Source organism: Cellulosimicrobium sp. 22598 (assembly GCF_052044445.1).
In the GTDB taxonomy this organism is placed as follows: domain Bacteria; phylum Actinomycetota; class Actinomycetes; order Actinomycetales; family Cellulomonadaceae; genus Cellulosimicrobium; species Cellulosimicrobium cellulans_G.
Window position 1 is genome coordinate 1 of record NZ_JBQEMZ010000022.1, and the last position, 16,838, is coordinate 16,838.

The window sequence follows — 16,838 nt, forward strand, 5'->3', positions numbered from 1 at the left end:
CGGGCCTGGCGGGAGCCGCGAGGAACGAGCGGCGGATGGTAGACGCGGCACCACCACCCACCCCGCCCACCCCACCCGACCACACGCCGTCGAACACAAAAACCACGGCTCTACCTCGGCCAACCACGGCTCTACCTCGCGCTACCAGGGCTCTACCTCGGCGTACCGGGTCTCCGGGCGCGCGGTGTCGGCCTCACTACGATGGCAGCGTGGACGACGGAGCGGGCACCATCGACCGGGCGGCGCGGCACGACGGGGGGAACGCGGGGGCCGGGACGGTCCACGACCCGGCGCACGGGGCGCGCGCCACGGTGCAGGGGCGCAGCGCGCAACGACAGCGCGCGATGGTGGAGGCGGCGGCGCACCTGCTCATCGAGGAGGGCTTCGGCGCCGTGACCCACCGCCGGGTGGCGCGCGCGGCGGGCGTGCCGCAGGGCTCGGCGTCGTACTACTTCCCGACGAGCGCGTCGCTGGTCTCGACGGCGGTCGAGGCCGCGGAGGACGTGCGCGCGACGGCGGCGCAGGACCGGGCGGACGCGCTGTCGCGGGAGCGTCGTTCGAGCGCGGCGACCGCGCGCGAGCTGATCGAGACGCTGTACGCCCCGCACGTGGACGACACGGTGGTCGACGTGCGGCTGGACCCGATGCTGACGGCGATGCGCGACCCGGCGCTCCGGCCGATCATGCGCGCGTCGCGGCCGCGCCTGCTCGCCGCGGCGCAGACCGTGCTGGACGCGTCGGGGCACGCGCACGTGTCGGACGTCGACCTGGTGGCGCACGTCGTCGACGCGGCGCTGCTGTCCGCGGCGGCGGCGGAGGACGGGCGCGTGCTGGACCACGCGACGGAGACGGTCGCGCGCTTCCTGGACCACTGGCACTGAGCACCCAAACTTACTTACCGGTTATTCAGTTTTACCGGTAGAGTGGCCGCGCCCGGGCTCCCGAGCGTGAGCGGTGACCGCTCGACGCGCACCCGGGAACCGTCGCCGTCGCCGTGGAAGGACCGTCCGTGAGCACCCTCCCCTACCTCGATCCTGCGCTGCCCGTGGCCGACCGCGTCGAGGACCTCCTGGCGCGGATGACGCTCCCCGAGAAGGTCGGGCAGATGCTGCAGCTCGACGCGCGCGACGGCGTCGGCCCGGCGGTCCTGGACAAGCACGCGGGGTCGCTGCTGCACACGTCCCCGCAGAACGTGCTCGAGGCCCACGCGCTCACCGGGCAGACCCGGCTCGGCATCCCCCTGCTCGTCGCCGAGGACTGCATCCACGGCCACTCCTTCTGGGTCGGCGCGACGATCTTCCCCACGCAGCTCGGCATGGCGGCCACGTGGGACCCCGACCTCGTCGAGCAGGTCGCCCGCGCCACGGCCGTCGAGGTCGCCGCGACCGGCATCCACTGGACGTTCTCGCCGGTGCTGTGCATCGCGCGCGACCTGCGCTGGGGCCGCGTCGACGAGACCTTCGGCGAGGACCCGTACCTCATCGGCGAGCTCGCGTCGGCGATGGTGCGCGGGTACCAGGGCGAGGGTCTCGCGGACCCGACCGGGGTCCTCGCGACCGCCAAGCACTTCGCCGGCTACTCCGAGACGCAGGGCGGCCGCGACGCGAGCGAGGCCGACATCTCGCCGCGCAAGCTCCGGTCCTGGTTCCTGCCCCCGTTCGAGCGCGTCGCCCGCGAGGGCTGCGCGACCTTCATGCTCGGCTACCAGTCCATGGACGGCGTGCCGGTCACCGTCAACGGCTGGTTGCTCGACGACGTCCTGCGCGGAGAGTGGGGCTACACCGGGACGCTCGTCACCGACTGGGACAACGTCGGCCGCATGGTCTGGGAGCAGCACATCCAGCCCGACTACGTGCACGCCTCCGCCGCCGCCGTCCGCGCGGGCAACGACATGGTCATGACGACGCCGAGGTTCTTCGAGGGCGCGCTGGAGGCGGTCGAGCGCGGGCTCGTCGAGGAGTCGGCGATCGACGCGGCGGTCCGCCGCATCCTCACGCTGAAGTTCCGGCTCGGCCTGTTCGAGGACCCGCGACGCCCCGACGTCGCGCGCCAGGAGGCCGTCATCGCCTCGGCGGAGCACACGGCCGTCAACCTCGAGGTCGCGCGCCGCTCGCTCGTCCTGCTGACGAACGACGGCACGCTCCCCTTCACGGGCGGGCGCACGGTCGCCGTCGTCGGGCCGAACGCGGACGACGACCACACGCAGCTCGGGGACTGGGCCGGAGCGTCGGGGCAGGCCGACTGGCTGCCCGACGGGCATCCGCGCGAGATGACGACGACCGTCCTCGACGGCTTCCGCGCGCACGTCCCCGAGGGCTGGACGGTCACGCACGCGCGCGGTGCCGACATCCTCACGCTCGAGCCCGACCCGGAGGGCGAGCTGTTCCCCGACGGGCAGCCGCGCCCGCAGGTCGTCGTGCCGGCCGAGCCCGACGACGCGCTGATCGCCGAGGCCGTGGCCGTGGCGCGCGACGCGGACCTCGTCGTCGCCGTCGTCGGCGACCGGATCGAGCTCGTCGGCGAGGGCAAGTCGACCGCGACGCTCGAGCTCGTCGGCGGCCAGGTCGCGCTGCTCGACGCGCTCGTCGAGACGGGCACACCCGTCGTGGTCGTCGTCGTCGCGTCCAAGCCGCTCGTCCTCCCGCCGTCCGCCCACGCTGCGGCCGCGATCGTCTGGGCCGCGAACCCCGGCATGCGCGGCGGGCAGGCGGTGGCCGAGCTCGTGCTCGGGCAGATCGAGCCCGAGGGGCGGCTCCCGATCTCCTTCGCGCGCCACGCCGGCCAGCAGCCCACCTACTACAACGTGGTGCGCGGCCAGCACGGCGACCGGTACGCCGACCTCACGCAGCGCCCCGCGTTCGCCTTCGGGGAGGGCCTGAGCTACACGACGGTCGACTACGCGGACCTGCGCGTCCTGGGCTCCGTGCACGGCCCCGACGACGTCGTCCGCGCCCAGGTCACGCTGACCAACACCGGCGCACGGCCCGTCCGCGAGACCGTGCAGGTCTACGTGAGCGACACGGTCACGTCGGTGACGTGGGCCGAGAAGGAGCTCAAGGCGTACCGCAAGGTCGCGCTCGCGCCCGGCGAGCAGGTGACGGTCGACCTCGAGGTGCCCGTCGCGGACTGCACGCTCGTCGACGCCCAGGGCCGCCGGGTCGTCGAGCCGGGCGAGTTCGAGCTCCGCGTCGGCCCGTCGTCCCGCGACGACGCGCTGCTGCGCGCGCCGTTCACCGTCAAGGGCTGAGGGCAGGCCGCGTCCGGGGCGCCTGGGCCCCGGCCCTGCCCCCGCTACGATCGGCGACCGTGACCGTCGCCCCGCGCACCCTCGCCACGTCGTGCGCCGCCGTCCTCGTCGTCGGCCTCACCTCGGCGTGCGCGCTGAACGCGGGGTCGGCGAAGGCCCAGCGCTTCGAGGACGACTGGCGCGGCACGCCCGACGTGGCCGAGGTCGAGACCGACGCGTCGAACGACCTGCCCTTCGCGGGCTCCGCGCACGGGACCCTCGTCGTCGAGCCCCGCACGTCCGCGGAGCGCGTGGCCGAGCTGTTCCACGAGCTCGGTGCGTACGTCGACGCGCACGACGGCGTCGACGGGTCGCTCGAGGTCGAGCACCTGACGCTCGGCGCCCGTCCCGACCGCGAGCGCAACGACGCCGTCCTCGACACGTGGAACGCGCTCCGTGACGACCCGGCCGTCGTCGGCGGCGAGCTCGGCACGAGCGAGGTGAGCGTCGACCTGGACGACCCCGAGCGGTTCGCCCGTCTCGTCGCGGACCTCGCCCTCCCCGGGGACGAGCTGCAGCCGCTCGAGGGCACCGACGTCGTGGTCACCGCCGGACCGTTCGTCGCCGAGGTCGCCTCGGGGGACGACCCGAGCGCGGCGCTGGACGCGCTCCGCGCCGTCGACGACGAGTACGGCGTCACCGAGGCCCGGCTCGTGACCTCCCCGGACCCGCGCCTCGAGCTGCGCGTGGTCGACCCGGCCCGCGTCGCCGACGCGCAGGCCCTCGCCCGGTCCACCGCCCCCGAGATCGCCGGCGCGCTCGTCGTCCAGGGTGGAGACGTGACCTTCGAGGGCACCGACGCCGACGCCTCGCCGGAGGCGCTCGACCTCGCGGTCCGGCTCGGTGCACGCCCCGACGTCACCGCGGTCACGGTCACGCAGGACGGGCTCGAGGTCCGCGTGGACGACGTCGAGGTTGCCGTCGCGCTCGCCGACGAGCTCGCCGACGACCCCGACGCGGCGGTCCTGGGGTCGGTGCTCGCCGCCAACGACGACGTCCCCGGCCCGGGCGAACCGGGCCCGTGGGTCTTCCGCACCGTCGTGGCCGGTCGTACGCCGGGCCCGCTCACCGCAGCCGACGTGCGGGACGTCGGCGCCGCGGTCCCGGCGCTGGCTCGCCTCGCCGCGATCGACCGGGTGAGCGCCGAGTTCGGCGAGCACGCCCCGCTCACCGAGGAGGACGTGGCGGCGCTCGCGCGCGAGCTCGCCGTGCGGGTTCCCGCGGGGACGCCCGTCCAGGTCACGGCGGGGGGCGACTTCGCGGTCGAGCTCACCGCCGGGCCTGACCCGGTGCCCGGGGAGATCACGTACCCGACCCGGATCGACGACGACGTGTTCTACGACGCCTGGCGGGAGGCCTGGCCGTAGGCCGAGGGCACGCGAGAGGCTCCGCGCGGCAGGACGCCCGGGCCGCGCGGGCCCGGGCGTCCTCGTGCGCTGGTCCGCGACCGGTCAGGCGCCGGTCGCGACCCGCTCCGGCTCGACCGACGAGTCCTCGCGGTCGACCCGCGCCGCGCGCAGGCGGGACATGATCACCGCGCCGAAGGCGATCGCCGCCGCGACCACGGCGATGCCGATGCGCAGCGCGTGGTTCGCGTCCGCAGGCACGCTCATGAGCACCACCGCGGGGGCGATGAGCACCGACACGAGGTTCATGACCTTGATGAGCGGGTTGATCGCCGGGCCGGCCGTGTCCTTGAACGGGTCGCCGACGGTGTCGCCGATGACGGTCGCGGCGTGCGCCTCGGAGCCCTTGCCCCCGTAGGCGCCGTCCTCGACGATCTTCTTCGCGTTGTCCCACGCCCCGCCCGAGTTGGCGAGGAACACCGCCATGAGGACGCCCGCGCCGATCGCCCCGGCGAGGAAGCCGGCGAGCGGGCCGACGCCCAGGCCGAACCCGACCGCGATGGGCGCGAACGCGGCGAGCAGGCCTGGCGTCGCGAGCTCGCGCAGCGAGTCGCGCGTGCAGATGTCCACGACCTTGCCGTACTCCGGGCGCTCCTGGAACGTCATGATCCCGGGGTGCTCGCGGAACTGGCGGCGCACCTCGAAGACGATCGCCCCGGCGGCCCGCGTCACGGCGTCGATCGCGAGACCGGAGAAGAGGAAGACCGTCGCGGCGCCGAGGATCACGCCCACGAGCGTGATCGGCGAGATGATCTCGTAGTCGAGCATCGCCGTGACGAGGCCGCTCCCGACCGTCTGGACGTCCGCCATCGCGTGGCTCACGGCGTCGGCGTACGACCCGAACAGAGCGGTCGCCGCGAGCACCGCCGTCGTGATGGCGATGCCCTTGGTGATGGCCTTCGTCGTGTTCCCGACCGCGTCGAGGTCCGTGAGGATCTGCGCGGCCTCCGGGTCGCCATCGCCCGACTCGCCGACCGACATCTCGTAGATGCCCTGCGCGTTGTCCGAGACCGGGCCGAACGTGTCCATCGCGACGATGACGCCGACCGTGGTGAGCAGCCCGCACCCGGCGAGCGCGACGAGGAACAGCGCGAGCCAGACCGAGCCGCCCGCGAGGAGGAACAGGCCGCAGATCGCCGCGGCGATCACGCCCGCCGTGTACACCGCGGACTCGAACCCGACGCCGATGCCGGACAGGACGACCGTCGCCGCGCCCGTGCGGGAGGTGGCGGCCACGTGCAGGGTCGGCTTGGACGTCGTGCCGGTGAAGTAGCCCGTGATCCACAGGATGATGCCCGCGAGGACGATGCCGATGACGACCGCGAGGCTCGCGACGACGCGCGGGTCGGCCGCGAGGCCCGAGAGGTCGCCGAGGTCCGCGGTGCCGTCGAGCGCCGAGAACGACGAGGGCAGGTAGACGAACGCGGCGACGGCGGCGAGCACCGCGCCGATGAGCGCCGAGAGGTAGAACCCGCGGTAGATGGCCTTGAGGCCGTTCTCCTGGCCGCGCACGCGCGTGATGAACACGCCGAGCACGGCGACGAGCGCGCCGATCGCGGTGACCACGAGCGGGAAGACGAGGCCCTCCTCGCCCATCGCGGCCTTGCCCAGGATGAGCGCCGCGACGAGCGTCACGGCGTACGACTCGAAGAGGTCGGCGGCCATGCCGGCGCAGTCGCCCACGTTGTCGCCCACGTTGTCCGCGATCGTCGCGGCGTTGCGCGGGTCGTCCTCGGGGATGCCCTGCTCGACCTTGCCGACCAGGTCCGCGCCGACGTCGGCCGCCTTGGTGAAGATGCCGCCGCCCACGCGCATGAACATCGCGAGCAGCGCGGCGCCGAAGCCGAAGCCCTCGAGCACGGCCGGGGCGTCGCCCTTGTAGACGAGCACGACCCCCGCGGCGCCGAGCAGGCCGAGGCCGACCACCGACATGCCGACGACGCCGCCCGTCCGGAACGCGATGCGCGCGCCCTCGGTGCGTCCGCCCGGCCGGGTCGCGGCCGACGCGACGCGCACGTTCGCGCGCACCGCGAGCCACATGCCGAGGTAGCCGATCGCCGCCGAGAACCCGGCGCCGACGAGGAACGCGACCGAGCGCCCCACGCGGATGCCGCCGTCGCCCGGCAGGAGGAACAGCAGGCCGAACACGATCACCGCGAACAGCGCGAGCGTGCGGAACTGGCGGCTCAGGTAGGCCCCGGCGCCCTCCTGCACGGCCTGGGCGATGTCCTGCATCTTCGCCGTGCCCTCGTTCGCGGCGAGGACCTGTCTGCGCAGGACGAACGCGAAGACCAGCGCGACGAGCGCGATCACCGCGATGACGGTGACGATGGTGAGACTTTCCGAACCGAGCGTGAGCATCCGTCCTCCTTGACGAACCGCGCGACCGTCGCGCCGGTCCCCTGCCGGAGCGATGGGGGTGAGTCTACGCACGTGTGGCGCACGTCACGACCACTCGTGCAGGACGTCACAAACACGGCGCACCGACCGGTCGTGAGCCGCCCCGAACCGCGAGCTCCGCCACCCCAACGAAACCCTCGACCCCGTCGTTGAGAAGGGCAAGAGTGGTTCCAGGAGCGGGGGAGGCGGTCGCGATGGCGCGATGGGAAGAGGTGCTGGACGAGATCGTCCGCACACGGCGTCGTGCCCTCGTGGGCTACGCCTATCTCCTCACGGGAGACGTCACGGATGCGGAGGACCTCGTGCAGGACGCCCTGTTCCGGACGTTCCGGCGGGGCCGCGGGGCGACCGACTTCGCGCTCGCCGAGAGCTACGTGCGACGCGCGGTCCTCAGCGGGTTCCTCGACGGCACCCGACGGCGGCGCCGCTGGGACGGCGTGCGCCACCTGCTCGCCCCGCCCGTCCCCACCGACCGCGTCGAGCCCGTCGTCCAGGCGCGGGTCGACGTCGTCGAGGCGCTCGGCGCGCTCGCGCCCCGCGAGCGCGCGTGCGTCGTCCTGCGCTACTTCTCCGACCTCACCGTCCGGGACGTCGCCGAACGGCTCGCGCTGAGCGAGGGCGCCGTCAAGCGGTACCTGAGCGACGCGAACGCGAAGCTCGCGGCGCGGCTCGGCCCGCTGCGCGTCGCCGACGACGACCTGCCCGTCACGGCTCCCGTCCGCGGGAGCGCCCCGTCCGCCCCTGGAGGTGCGCGATGAACCGCCCCACGAACCCCGGCCCCGTCGACCTCGACGTCGTGCTGCGGTCGGTCGCCGACGAGGTGGTCCCCCAGACCGACGACGCGACGTCCGCCGGTCTCGTCCGCGACGGCGTGCGCCACGTCCGCCGTCGCCGTGCCGTCCTGGTCGGCGCGGCCACCGTGCTCGCCGTCGCCGCCGCGGGCGTCGGCGCGAACGCCCTGCTCGCCGAGGACCCGCGCCCCGTCCTGCCCGCTCCCGCCCCGACCCCCGAGCCCACGCCGAGCCCGGCACCCACGTACCGGGCCGCGTTCCCCTCTCCCGTCACGACCGACGCTCTCCGGTGCGGCGCGCCCGCACCCACGGCGACGAGCACCGACGTGCTGGCGACGGCGTCGGTCGACCCGGCCGCCGTCACCGTGGCGTCCTCCGACCTCGTCGAGGTCACGGGGCGCGTGTCCGTCGACGCGGCCGCGCGCGTGAGCGTCCTGGACCCGGCCGGGCTCACCGGGTACGTCGTCGTGCAGGACGGCCTCGTCGTGTCGTCCCTGACGCCCACGAACCTCGACGGCGCGACGCCCGTCGACCTCGCCGAGGGCGACGTGCTCGACCTCGCCACCTCGGTCGACTCGTTCGCCTCGTGCGACCCCGACGGTGACACCGAGCACTCGCCCTCGCTGCCGCCGGGCGACTACGAGCTCGCGGTCGTCGTCCCCTGGGTCGTGTCGTCGTACGCGCTGGAGCGCGACGGCGCCTGGGGCGAGCCCGTGACCGCCGCCGACGGGTCGAGCGAGCCGCTCTTCGACGGCTGGCTCGTGACGCCGTCGGTGCCGTTCACGGTCTCGGCCGACCCCGACGCGGGACCGTCCGCGTCCTCGCAGACCCCGGACCCGGTGCCCGGGGCCTTCACAGGACCGACGACGACGTTCCCTGGAGCGCCGTCGTACGAGGACCTCCAGTGCGGCATGCCCGCGCCCGCCCCGACCGGCGACGAGCTCCTCGCACGGCTCGAGACCCCCGGGGCCCTCTCGGTGGCGGGCGGGACCGAGGTCACCCTCGCCGCCCGGCTCGCCGGGCTCCCCACGGCGCGCACCGAGACGGTCGACTTCCGCTGGCTCCGGGCGTACGTCGTCGCCCAGGACGGGGTGATCGTCAGCTCGACCGTGCCGGCCACCGACTCCGAGGCGTACGCCGGCCTCGAGCCGGGCGCGACCGAGCCGCTCGACCACGTCGTCACCACCGCGGTGGCGTGCGAGTGGGGGCTGCCCTCGGACACGTCGCTGCCGCCCGGCGAGTACACGGTGCAGGTCGTGCACCCGTGGATGATCACGCGGTACGCCCTGCAGCAGGTCGACGGGTCGTGGGGCGCCGAGACCGCGGGCGGCAGCCTCTACAAGGGCTGGCTCGTCTCGGCACCGGTCCGGCTGACGATCACCTGACCCGTGCCGATCCGGGCCGGTCAGGGCCGGGCGTGCCCGTGCGGCGCGCCCGGCGTCCGCCGCTCCGTGCGGTGAGCGCCCGCCGCGAGGCGGGCGACGACGTCGGGCCGGGTGAGCGGGAACAGGTGCCCCTCGCCCGCGAGCCCGACGCGCGGGACGGCGAGCCGGTCGGACAGCTCGCGCTGCTCGCGGAGGAAGCGCGCGCTCGCCCGGAGCCCGGTCACGAGCACGGGCTCGGCCGTCGGCGGGAGTCCGCGACCGTCGTCGAGCAGGGCGCGCACCCGCGGTGCCTGCTCCCAGCTCGCGAACCACTGGTGGGCGAGCGTCGTCCACGCCTCGCGCGACCCGTAGCGAGCGCGTGCGACGTCGGGCCGGAGGCGGTCCGGTCTGCGCGCGACCACGCGGACGCCCGCGCGGCGCAGCGCCGGGCCCGTCACGGCCAGACCGGTCGCGAGCACGTCCACCGCCGCGGTGCCGGCACGGGCCGAGACCCGCTCGGTGTGCAGGGCCGGGAGGTGGGCCTCCCAGGGGCTCGTCGGGTCGAGCAGCACGAGACGGCGGACCTCGTCCGGGTGGAGCAGCGCCCACTCGACCGCGGTGAGCCCGCCGACGGAGTGCCCGACGAGGTCCACCGGCCCGGAGCCGTCGATGCCCAGGGCCGCCCGCACGGCGTCGACCGGGCCGGTGACGGGCGTGCGCCACGCGTCGAGGACGCGGACGTCGTCGGCGCCCGCGACGGCGAGCCCGTCCGCGAGCGGGGCGAAGTCCTCGGGGGCCAGGGCCAGCCCCGGCAGGACGATCCAGGTCATGCGGACTCCCCTCTCCTCGGGCGGCGCCGCGGCACCCCCGCAGCCCGACCACCCTACGGAGCGCTCCTGGGCGTGCGTAGGGTGGAGCCTGTGTCCACGCCCAGCACCCCCGTGACCGACCCGACCCTGCACGAGCGCGCGCTCGCGCACGCGCACGACCTGGCGACGTTCGTCGAGGCGTCCCCGTCGTCGTACCACGCGGCCCACGAGGTCGCGCGCCGCCTGGAGGCCGCCGGCTTCGAGCGGCTCGACGAGACGGCGGCGTGGCCGCCCGCGACCGGCAGCGAGGGCGACGGGCGCGCGGGCGGGCGGTACGTCGTCGTGCGGGACGGTGCGGTGATCGCCTGGGCGGTCCCCGCGGGCGCGACCGCGACGACGCCGTTCGCGATCCTCGGCGCCCACACCGACTCTCCCGGCTTCAAGCTCAAGCCGCGGCCCGGCGTCGTGCGCGAGGGCTGGTGGCAGGCGGGCGTCGAGATCTACGGCGGGCCGCTGCTCAACTCGTGGCTCGACCGCGAGCTGGAGCTCGCCGGGCGCCTGGTGACGTCCGACGGCGTGGAGCACCTCGTGCGCACGGGGCCGCTGCTGCGCATCCCGCAGCTCGCGATCCACCTCGACCGCGCCGCGAACGACGGGCTCGCGCTCGACAAGCAGCAGCACACGCAGCCGGTGTGGGGGCTGGCGTCGGCGGCCGGCCCGGCGGGGTCGGACGCGGTGGGCGCGGGTGCCGGGCCGGGCGGCGGGGACGTCGTCGCCGAGCTCGCGCACCACGCGGGCGTCCGGGCGAGCGAGGTCGCGGGCTACGACGTCGTCGTCGCGGACACGCAGGCGCCACGCGTGTTCGGCGCGCACGGCGCGTTCCTCGCGTCGGGCCGTCTCGATAACCTGCTCTCCGTGCACGCCGGGCTCGTCGCGCTGCTCGAGGTCGCCGGGACGCCGGACGCCCCCGTCGAGGGGGACGTGATCCCCGTGCTCGCGGCGTTCGACCACGAGGAGATCGGCTCCGAGTCACGCTCCGGCGCGTCGGGCCCGTTCCTCGCGGACGTGCTCGACCGGATCGCGACCGGCCTCGGCGCGACGCCCGAGGAGCGGCACCGCCAGCTCGCCGCCTCGCTGTGCGTGTCGAGCGACGTCGGGCACTCGGTGCACCCCAACTACCCGGAGCGCCACGACCCCGCGAACCGACCGCTCGCGGGCGGCGGGCCGATCCTCAAGATCAACGCGAACCAGCGCTACACGACCGACGCGCACGGCGCGGCGGCCTGGGCGCGGGCCTGCGCACGGGCGGGCGTGCCGAGCCAGGAGTTCGTGTCCAAGAACACCGTGCCGTGCGGCTCGACGATCGGCCCGCTCACGGCGACCCGCCTCGGCATCCGCACGGTCGACGTCGGCGTCCCCATCCTCTCGATGCACTCCGCACGCGAGCTGACGGCGGTCGTCGACCCGTGGTACCTCTCCCGCGCGGTGACGGAGATCTTCCGCGGCTGACGTCCCTCCCCCAGCCGCCGAACGGGTGGTCCTGGCTCGTCCTGCGCGTCGGACGGACCAGGACCACCTGTTCGGGCGGCCACGATCGTCCTGGTCGGCAGTCCTAGCGGTAGCGGGGGCGGGGGCGGCGAGTGGCTCGTTCCGCGTCAGCCGCGGCCGGCGCGGGCGCGGATGCCGCGCAGCATCTTCTGCGTCATGAGGAAGCTCACCGGCTGGAGCGCCTCGACCGTGGCCCGGCCTGCGGTGCCGAGCGGGAGGTAGCGCTCGCGGACCAGCAGGCGCGACCTCGGTGTGCCGTCCACCGCCGGCGGGAGCGGGCGGACGACGAACGCCCACGAGAACCGGAACGGCATCGTGTCCGGCTGTCCCGGCCCGGGGGCGCCGAGCAGCACGAGGTGCGAGCCCGGCTCCAGGAGCGCGACGCGCAGGGCGACCTCGTCGGCGAGGTGGACGTCGTCGCCGACCGCCAGCCCCTGCCAGCGCTCCTCGATCGCGTCCGCGCTCCGGATGCCCAGCCCCACGAGGTTCTCGAGCGCGTCGTAGGAGTAGAAGCCCCCGCGGCCCTGGCCGAACTGCACGAGCCACGGCCAGACCTGCGCCGGCGGAGCGTCGACCGTGACCGCCCGCGTCGCGACGACGGCACGCGCGTCGGGCACGAGGTCGTCGCCCGGGAGCACGCACTCGTGCTCGCCCTCCCACGTGCCCCACGTCTGGGTCATGCGCCGGGTGAGCAGGAGCGCCCCGACGGCCAGCGCCGTCGTCGCCACGACCCGGACCCCGCGCACCGCTCCCATGGGTCGATCCTCGGCCGCGCGGTGCGCGCCGCGCGAGGGCCGGAGGTCCCGCGCACGGCCGCCGTCGGGCCGAAGGATGGGCCGGAGGTGGGAGACTCGGAGGCGTGCCGCACGCCCCCTCCCCCACCTCCCTGCGACCGACGAGCGCGGCCCTGCTCGACGTGCTGCGCGCGGGCGGGCGACGCGACGAACGGCTGCTGCACGTGCGCGAGCTGCCCGCGCGGGCCGGCACCCAGGCCGAGTGGCCGGCGTGGGCCGACGCGTCGCTCGTCGCGGGCTACCGCGCGCTCGGCGTCGACCGCCCGTGGGAGCACCAGGTCGCGGCGGCCGACGCCGCGTGGTCGGGCCGGCACGTCGCGCTCGCCACCTCGACGGGCTCCGGCAAGTCGCTCGCGTTCTGGCTCCCCGCCCTCTCCTCGGTCCGGGCCGACGCCGCCGCGCGCCTCCTCGACCCCGGCCGCATCGAGTCGGTCGCCCGACGCGGCGCCGTGCTCTACCTCTCGCCCACCAAGGCGCTCGCCGCCGACCAGCTCTCGGGGCTCCAGCGGCTGCTCGACGCGGCCGGGACGCGCGACGTGCGGGTCGCGACGTGCGACGGCGACACCGGGCAGGACGAGCGGCGCTGGGTCCGCGAGCACGCCGACGTCGTGCTCACCAACCCGGACTTCCTGCACTTCGCGCTCCTGCCGAACCATCGCGGCTGGTCCCGGCTCCTGCGTGACCTCCGGTACGTCGTCGTGGACGAGGGCCACGCCTACCGCGGGGTGTTCGGCGCCCACGTCTCGCTCGTCCTGCGGCGGCTGCGGCGCCTCGCCGCGCACTACGCGCGCGAGGGTGACCGGCCGCTGACGTTCGTCGTCGCGTCGGCCACGACCGCCGACCCTGCGACGAGCGCCGCACGCCTCGTGGGCGTCGAGCCCGACGACGTCGTGACGGTCGCGCAGGACACGTCGCCCGCGGGGCGCAAGACGTTCGCGCTGTGGGAGCCGCCCGTCGTCGTGGGCTTCGACGCGGCCACCGACGCCGGTCCCGCCGAGGGGCACGACGACGACCCGACGGTCCCGACGGCCGTGGACGCCGCAGCCGAGCACCCGCGGCGCAGCGCGACGGCCGAGGTCGCGGACCTGCTCGCGGACCTCGTCATCGCGGGCGCGCGCACGCTCGCGTTCACGCGCTCGCGCCGCGGGGCGGAGTCGGTCGCGGTCCAGACGCAGGACAGCGTGCGCGTCGTCGACCCGCGGCTCGTGCGGCGCGTCGCCGCCTACCGGGGCGGGTACCTGCCCGAGGAGCGGCGCGAGCTCGAGGACGCCGTGCGCACGGGCGACGTCCTGGGCCTCGCGACGACCAACGCGCTCGAGCTCGGCGTCGACATCTCCGGCCTCGACGCCGTCCTCATCGCGGGCTGGCCGGGCACCCGCATGTCCGTGTGGCAGCAGGCGGGCCGCGCCGGGCGCGCGGGCGCGGACGGCCTCGTCGCGTTCGTCGCACGGGAGGACCCGCTCGACACGTTCCTCGTGCACCACCCCGAGGCCGTGTTCGACGCCCCGCTCGAGGCGACCGTGTTCGACCCCGCCAACCCGTACGTCCTCGCGCCCCACCTGTGTGCGGCAGCGGCCGAGAACCCGCTGCGCTCCGAGGACCTCGCGGCCTTCGGCGACCCCGACGCCGTGCGCGGTCTCCTCGACGTGCTCGTCGCCCGCGGCGCGCTGCGCCGTCGCGCGTCCGGGTGGTACTGGACGCACGCGCAGCCCGCGTCCGGTATGACGGACCTGCGCGGCTCGGGCGGCACGCCCGTGCGGGTCGCCGAGGCGCGCACCGGCCGGCTGCTCGGCACGGTCGACGCCGCGTCCGCGGACGGGTCCGTGCACGACGGCGCGGTGTACGTCCACCAGGGCCGCACCTACGTCGTGGAGCACCTCGACCTGGCCGACCACGTCGCGCTCGTGCGCCGCCAGGACGTCGACCACGGGACGTGGTCGCGGTCGGCGACGTCCATCACGATCGTCGACGAGCCCGCGGACGGGGACGTCGCCGCCGGGCGGGAGGTCGTCGAGCGGAGCTGGGGGCCCGTCGGCTGGGGGTACGGCCCGGTCGACGTGTGCTCGCAGGTCGTGAGCTTCCAGCGCCGGCGCCTCCCGGACATGCAGGTGCTCGGCACCGAGACCCTGAACCTCCCCGAGCGCACGCTCCCCACGATGGCCGTGTGGTGGACCGTACCGCAGTCGGTGATCGAGGAGGCGGAGGTCGACGCCGACGAGCTGCCCGGCGCGCTGCACGCCGCCGAGCACGCGTCGATCGGCCTGCTCCCGCTCCTCGCCACGTGCGACCGCTGGGACCTCGGCGGCGTCTCCACCGCGCTGCACGCCGACACCGGCGAGGCGACCGTGTTCGTGCACGACGCCTACCCCGGCGGGGCCGGCTTCGCCGAGCGCGGGTTCGAGCTCGGCGCGACCTGGCTCCGCGCGACGCGCGACGCCATCGCGCGCTGCCCCTGCCACGACGGCTGCCCGGCGTGCGTGCAGTCGCCGAAGTGCGGGTCGTACAACGCCCCGCTCGAGAAGGCCGCCGCCGTCCGCCTGCTCGACGCCGTCCTCGCCCACGCCCCGGCGGGCGAGGATCTCGACCGCACGAGCGACGGCCCCGCCTCCACGAGCGAGGAGCCCGGCCGCAAGAGCTAGGACCGGGGCCCCACGGGAGAGAACCTGGGTGCCGCGAGGGAGAACCGTGGTTGCGCGGAGTAGAACCGCGGTTGCGCGAGGAGAACTGTGGTCGCGAGGGAGAACTGCGGTTGCGCGAGGCCGAACCGCGGTCATCGTGCGGTCGCCGGGCCTGCGCGTGCGGCGGCGCTCGCCCGGCCGAGCGCGACACCGAGGACGGTGACGCCGACCGTCGTGGTGACATCCACCCGCACGACGCCGCCGCCCTGGTCTGCGCACGCCGTGACCGACACCGCGTTGCGGGCCGCCACCGCACGGGCGCGGTCGCACGGTTCCCAGCCGTCCTGAGCGGCCGTGGCGGCTGCGAGCGCCGCGAGGTCGGCGCCGGTCTGCGCCGCTCCGCGGGCGGCCTGGGCGTGCGCGAGCGCCGCCAGACCGAGGGCCAGCACGAGCACGGCCGCGACGATCCCGAGCACGAGCACCGTGCCCGCGCCGCGCTCCGTGTCGGGCGCCCCGTCGTACCGCCCGACGCTCCGGTCCGGAGTCATGGCTCGACCCACGCGACGGCCTCCCCGCTCGCGCGCAGCGGCGACCCGGAGAGCCAGCCGCCGACGACGGGCGTCGTGACGCGAACCTCCACCCACGGGTCCCCGCGCGTCACGCCGACGGTCGCGTCGTCCCCCGCCACCCGGAGCGCCGTCGCGCGCACGGTCGCGTCGTCCTCGCCGATGGCCGCGGCACGGGCGGCGGCCCTCGCCGCGTCGGCGGAGCGCATCTGGGCGCCCGCCGCCGCGGCGAGGGTGAGGACGACGACGAGGACGAGGACGACCGCCGGCAGCGCGACGGCGAGCTCGGCCGTGACCGCACCACGCTCCCGGTCGTCGCGCGACCGGACCTTGCACGGGCCGACCTCGGGCGAACCGACCTCGCGCGGGCCGACCTCGTGCGGGCGGAGCGCCCACGGCCGGGGCGCGCGCCACGCACCGGTGCCCGAGCCTGCGTCCCGTCGCACGGCTCAGCCCAGCGACAGCGCGCTGCGCACGATGCCGAGCAGCAGCTCGCGCACCTCGCCGCTCTTGAGCACGACGATGAGCAACCCGGCGAAGCCCGCCGCCGCCACGGTCGCGATCGCGTACTCCGCGGTCGCGAGACCGGCCTCGCCGTCCTGTCCCGCGCTCTGTCCCGTCAGACGCGCGAGCGCGCGCCGTCCCTGTCCTGCCATGGGTGCTTCCCCCTTCTCGTGGCCCGTGGTCACGGGCGTGCGGCGCCACCGTGCCGCACACGAGCGCGCTCCCGCACGGCGCTGACACCGGACGGTGGACGGGACCGTCTCGATCCGGGCCTGTGGACGCCCACGCGCGTAGCATCCTGGCGTGGCACGACCGTCGGAGGGTGCAGCGCGGTCCGCACGCCTCGACCCCGAGAGCCTGGTCACCCTCGTGTGCGGCGTCCTGTGCCTCGTCGTCGCGGTTCTCGCTGCGCTCGCCCCGACCGCCGTCGTGCGCTACCGGCACGCGAACGACGCGTCGAGCGCGTGCCTGCTGGAGCAGCAGGCGCCGCCCGGGTTCGACGGCTACACCGACCGCGTGGTGGGGAGGTTCACAGTCCTGCCGGCCCGCGTCGACTGCGCCTGGCACCTGCCCGACGGCCGCGAGGTGCGGACGTCGCGCGCGGTCCTCCCCGGCATCACGACGGCCGCTCTCGTCCTGGGCGGCGTCGGGATCGCGGGCGTGGGGGCCACGGGCCTCCGCGTCGCACGCAGAGCGCCACACGGGTAGCCGAGTGCCACCCGGGTAGCCGAGTGCCGCCCGTGCACCGGGGA

General features: G+C 75.6%; 14 protein-coding genes. 8 read left to right on the forward strand and 6 right to left on the reverse strand.

Translation table 11 applies throughout. The features are described 5' to 3' along the window. Window positions 1-209: 209 nt before the first annotated feature. The 3 genes from ACTJIY_RS18315 (at window position 210) to ACTJIY_RS18325 (ending at window position 4,653) form a co-directional block, all read left to right on the forward strand. On the forward strand, window positions 210-881 hold the full coding sequence (locus ACTJIY_RS18315; RefSeq protein ID WP_253055293.1) for a TetR/AcrR family transcriptional regulator: 672 nt from the start codon (window positions 210-212) through the stop codon (window positions 879-881). A 128-nt stretch (window positions 882-1,009) separates the two neighbouring features. Next, a complete protein-coding gene (locus tag ACTJIY_RS18320; protein ID WP_440673948.1) occupies window positions 1,010-3,247 on the forward strand; it encodes a glycoside hydrolase family 3 N-terminal domain-containing protein in 2,238 nt (745 codons plus the stop codon). Window positions 3,248-3,306: 59 nt separating this feature from the next. Continuing rightward, window positions 3,307-4,653 carry a hypothetical protein gene (locus ACTJIY_RS18325; protein ID WP_440673947.1) on the forward strand — a complete coding sequence of 449 codons (1,347 nt, stop codon included), beginning with the start codon at window positions 3,307-3,309 and terminating at the stop codon, window positions 4,651-4,653. Between the two features lie 84 nt (window positions 4,654-4,737). On the opposite strand, the gene ACTJIY_RS18330 is transcribed toward ACTJIY_RS18325, so the two are convergent. Beyond that, a complete protein-coding gene (locus tag ACTJIY_RS18330) occupies window positions 4,738-7,053 on the reverse strand; it encodes a sodium-translocating pyrophosphatase (RefSeq protein ID WP_253055290.1) in 2,316 nt (771 codons plus the stop codon). A gap of 233 nt (window positions 7,054-7,286) precedes the next feature. Between ACTJIY_RS18330 and ACTJIY_RS18335 the strand changes: the two genes are divergently transcribed. Next, window positions 7,287-7,850 carry a sigma-70 family RNA polymerase sigma factor gene (locus ACTJIY_RS18335; protein ID WP_440673946.1) on the forward strand — a complete coding sequence of 188 codons (564 nt, stop codon included), beginning with the start codon at window positions 7,287-7,289 and terminating at the stop codon, window positions 7,848-7,850. After that, window positions 7,847-9,268 carry a hypothetical protein gene (locus ACTJIY_RS18340; protein WP_440673945.1) on the forward strand — a complete coding sequence of 474 codons (1,422 nt, stop codon included), beginning with the start codon at window positions 7,847-7,849 and terminating at the stop codon, window positions 9,266-9,268. The genes ACTJIY_RS18335 and ACTJIY_RS18340 overlap by 4 nt, the downstream gene beginning before the upstream one ends. A 20-nt stretch (window positions 9,269-9,288) precedes the next feature. Here ACTJIY_RS18340 and ACTJIY_RS18345 read toward each other — a convergent pair whose 3' ends face one another. Then, the gene (locus ACTJIY_RS18345; RefSeq protein WP_440673944.1) at window positions 9,289-10,077 is read right to left on the reverse strand and encodes an alpha/beta fold hydrolase; all 789 of its coding nucleotides are present in this window, start codon (window positions 10,075-10,077) and stop codon (window positions 9,289-9,291) included. Between the two features lie 90 nt (window positions 10,078-10,167). Here ACTJIY_RS18345 and ACTJIY_RS18350 point away from each other — a divergent pair, with 90 nt between their 5' ends. Beyond that, window positions 10,168-11,565, forward strand: coding sequence for a M18 family aminopeptidase (locus ACTJIY_RS18350; protein ID WP_440673943.1), 1,398 nt, complete (start codon window positions 10,168-10,170; stop codon window positions 11,563-11,565). Window positions 11,566-11,711: 146 nt separating this feature from the next. Here ACTJIY_RS18350 and ACTJIY_RS18355 read toward each other — a convergent pair whose 3' ends face one another. Then, the gene (locus tag ACTJIY_RS18355) at window positions 11,712-12,359 is read right to left on the reverse strand and encodes an SRPBCC family protein (RefSeq protein WP_440673942.1); all 648 of its coding nucleotides are present in this window, start codon (window positions 12,357-12,359) and stop codon (window positions 11,712-11,714) included. A gap of 104 nt (window positions 12,360-12,463) precedes the next feature. Here ACTJIY_RS18355 and ACTJIY_RS18360 point away from each other — a divergent pair, with 104 nt between their 5' ends. Next, window positions 12,464-15,037, forward strand: a complete 2,574-nt coding sequence (locus tag ACTJIY_RS18360) for a DEAD/DEAH box helicase (protein WP_440673941.1) — start codon at window positions 12,464-12,466, stop codon at window positions 15,035-15,037. Window positions 15,038-15,168: 131 nt separating this feature from the next. Here ACTJIY_RS18360 and ACTJIY_RS18365 read toward each other — a convergent pair whose 3' ends face one another. From ACTJIY_RS18365 to ACTJIY_RS18375, 3 genes are read right to left on the reverse strand one after another with little or no spacing between them, the layout of a single operon-like run. After that, window positions 15,169-15,564, reverse strand: a complete 396-nt coding sequence (locus tag ACTJIY_RS18365; protein ID WP_440673940.1) for an Rv3654c family TadE-like protein — start codon at window positions 15,562-15,564, stop codon at window positions 15,169-15,171. Next, on the reverse strand, window positions 15,561-16,028 hold the full coding sequence (locus tag ACTJIY_RS18370; RefSeq protein WP_440673939.1) for a TadE family type IV pilus minor pilin: 468 nt from the start codon (window positions 16,026-16,028) through the stop codon (window positions 15,561-15,563). The genes ACTJIY_RS18365 and ACTJIY_RS18370 overlap by 4 nt, the downstream gene beginning before the upstream one ends. 3 nt (window positions 16,029-16,031) lie before the next feature. Continuing rightward, a complete protein-coding gene (locus ACTJIY_RS18375; protein ID WP_308202353.1) occupies window positions 16,032-16,238 on the reverse strand; it encodes a DUF4244 domain-containing protein in 207 nt (68 codons plus the stop codon). A gap of 151 nt (window positions 16,239-16,389) precedes the next feature. Between ACTJIY_RS18375 and ACTJIY_RS18380 the strand changes: the two genes are divergently transcribed. Continuing rightward, window positions 16,390-16,794, forward strand: a complete 405-nt coding sequence (locus tag ACTJIY_RS18380) for a hypothetical protein (RefSeq protein WP_440673938.1) — start codon at window positions 16,390-16,392, stop codon at window positions 16,792-16,794. Window positions 16,795-16,838 lie beyond the last annotated feature (44 nt).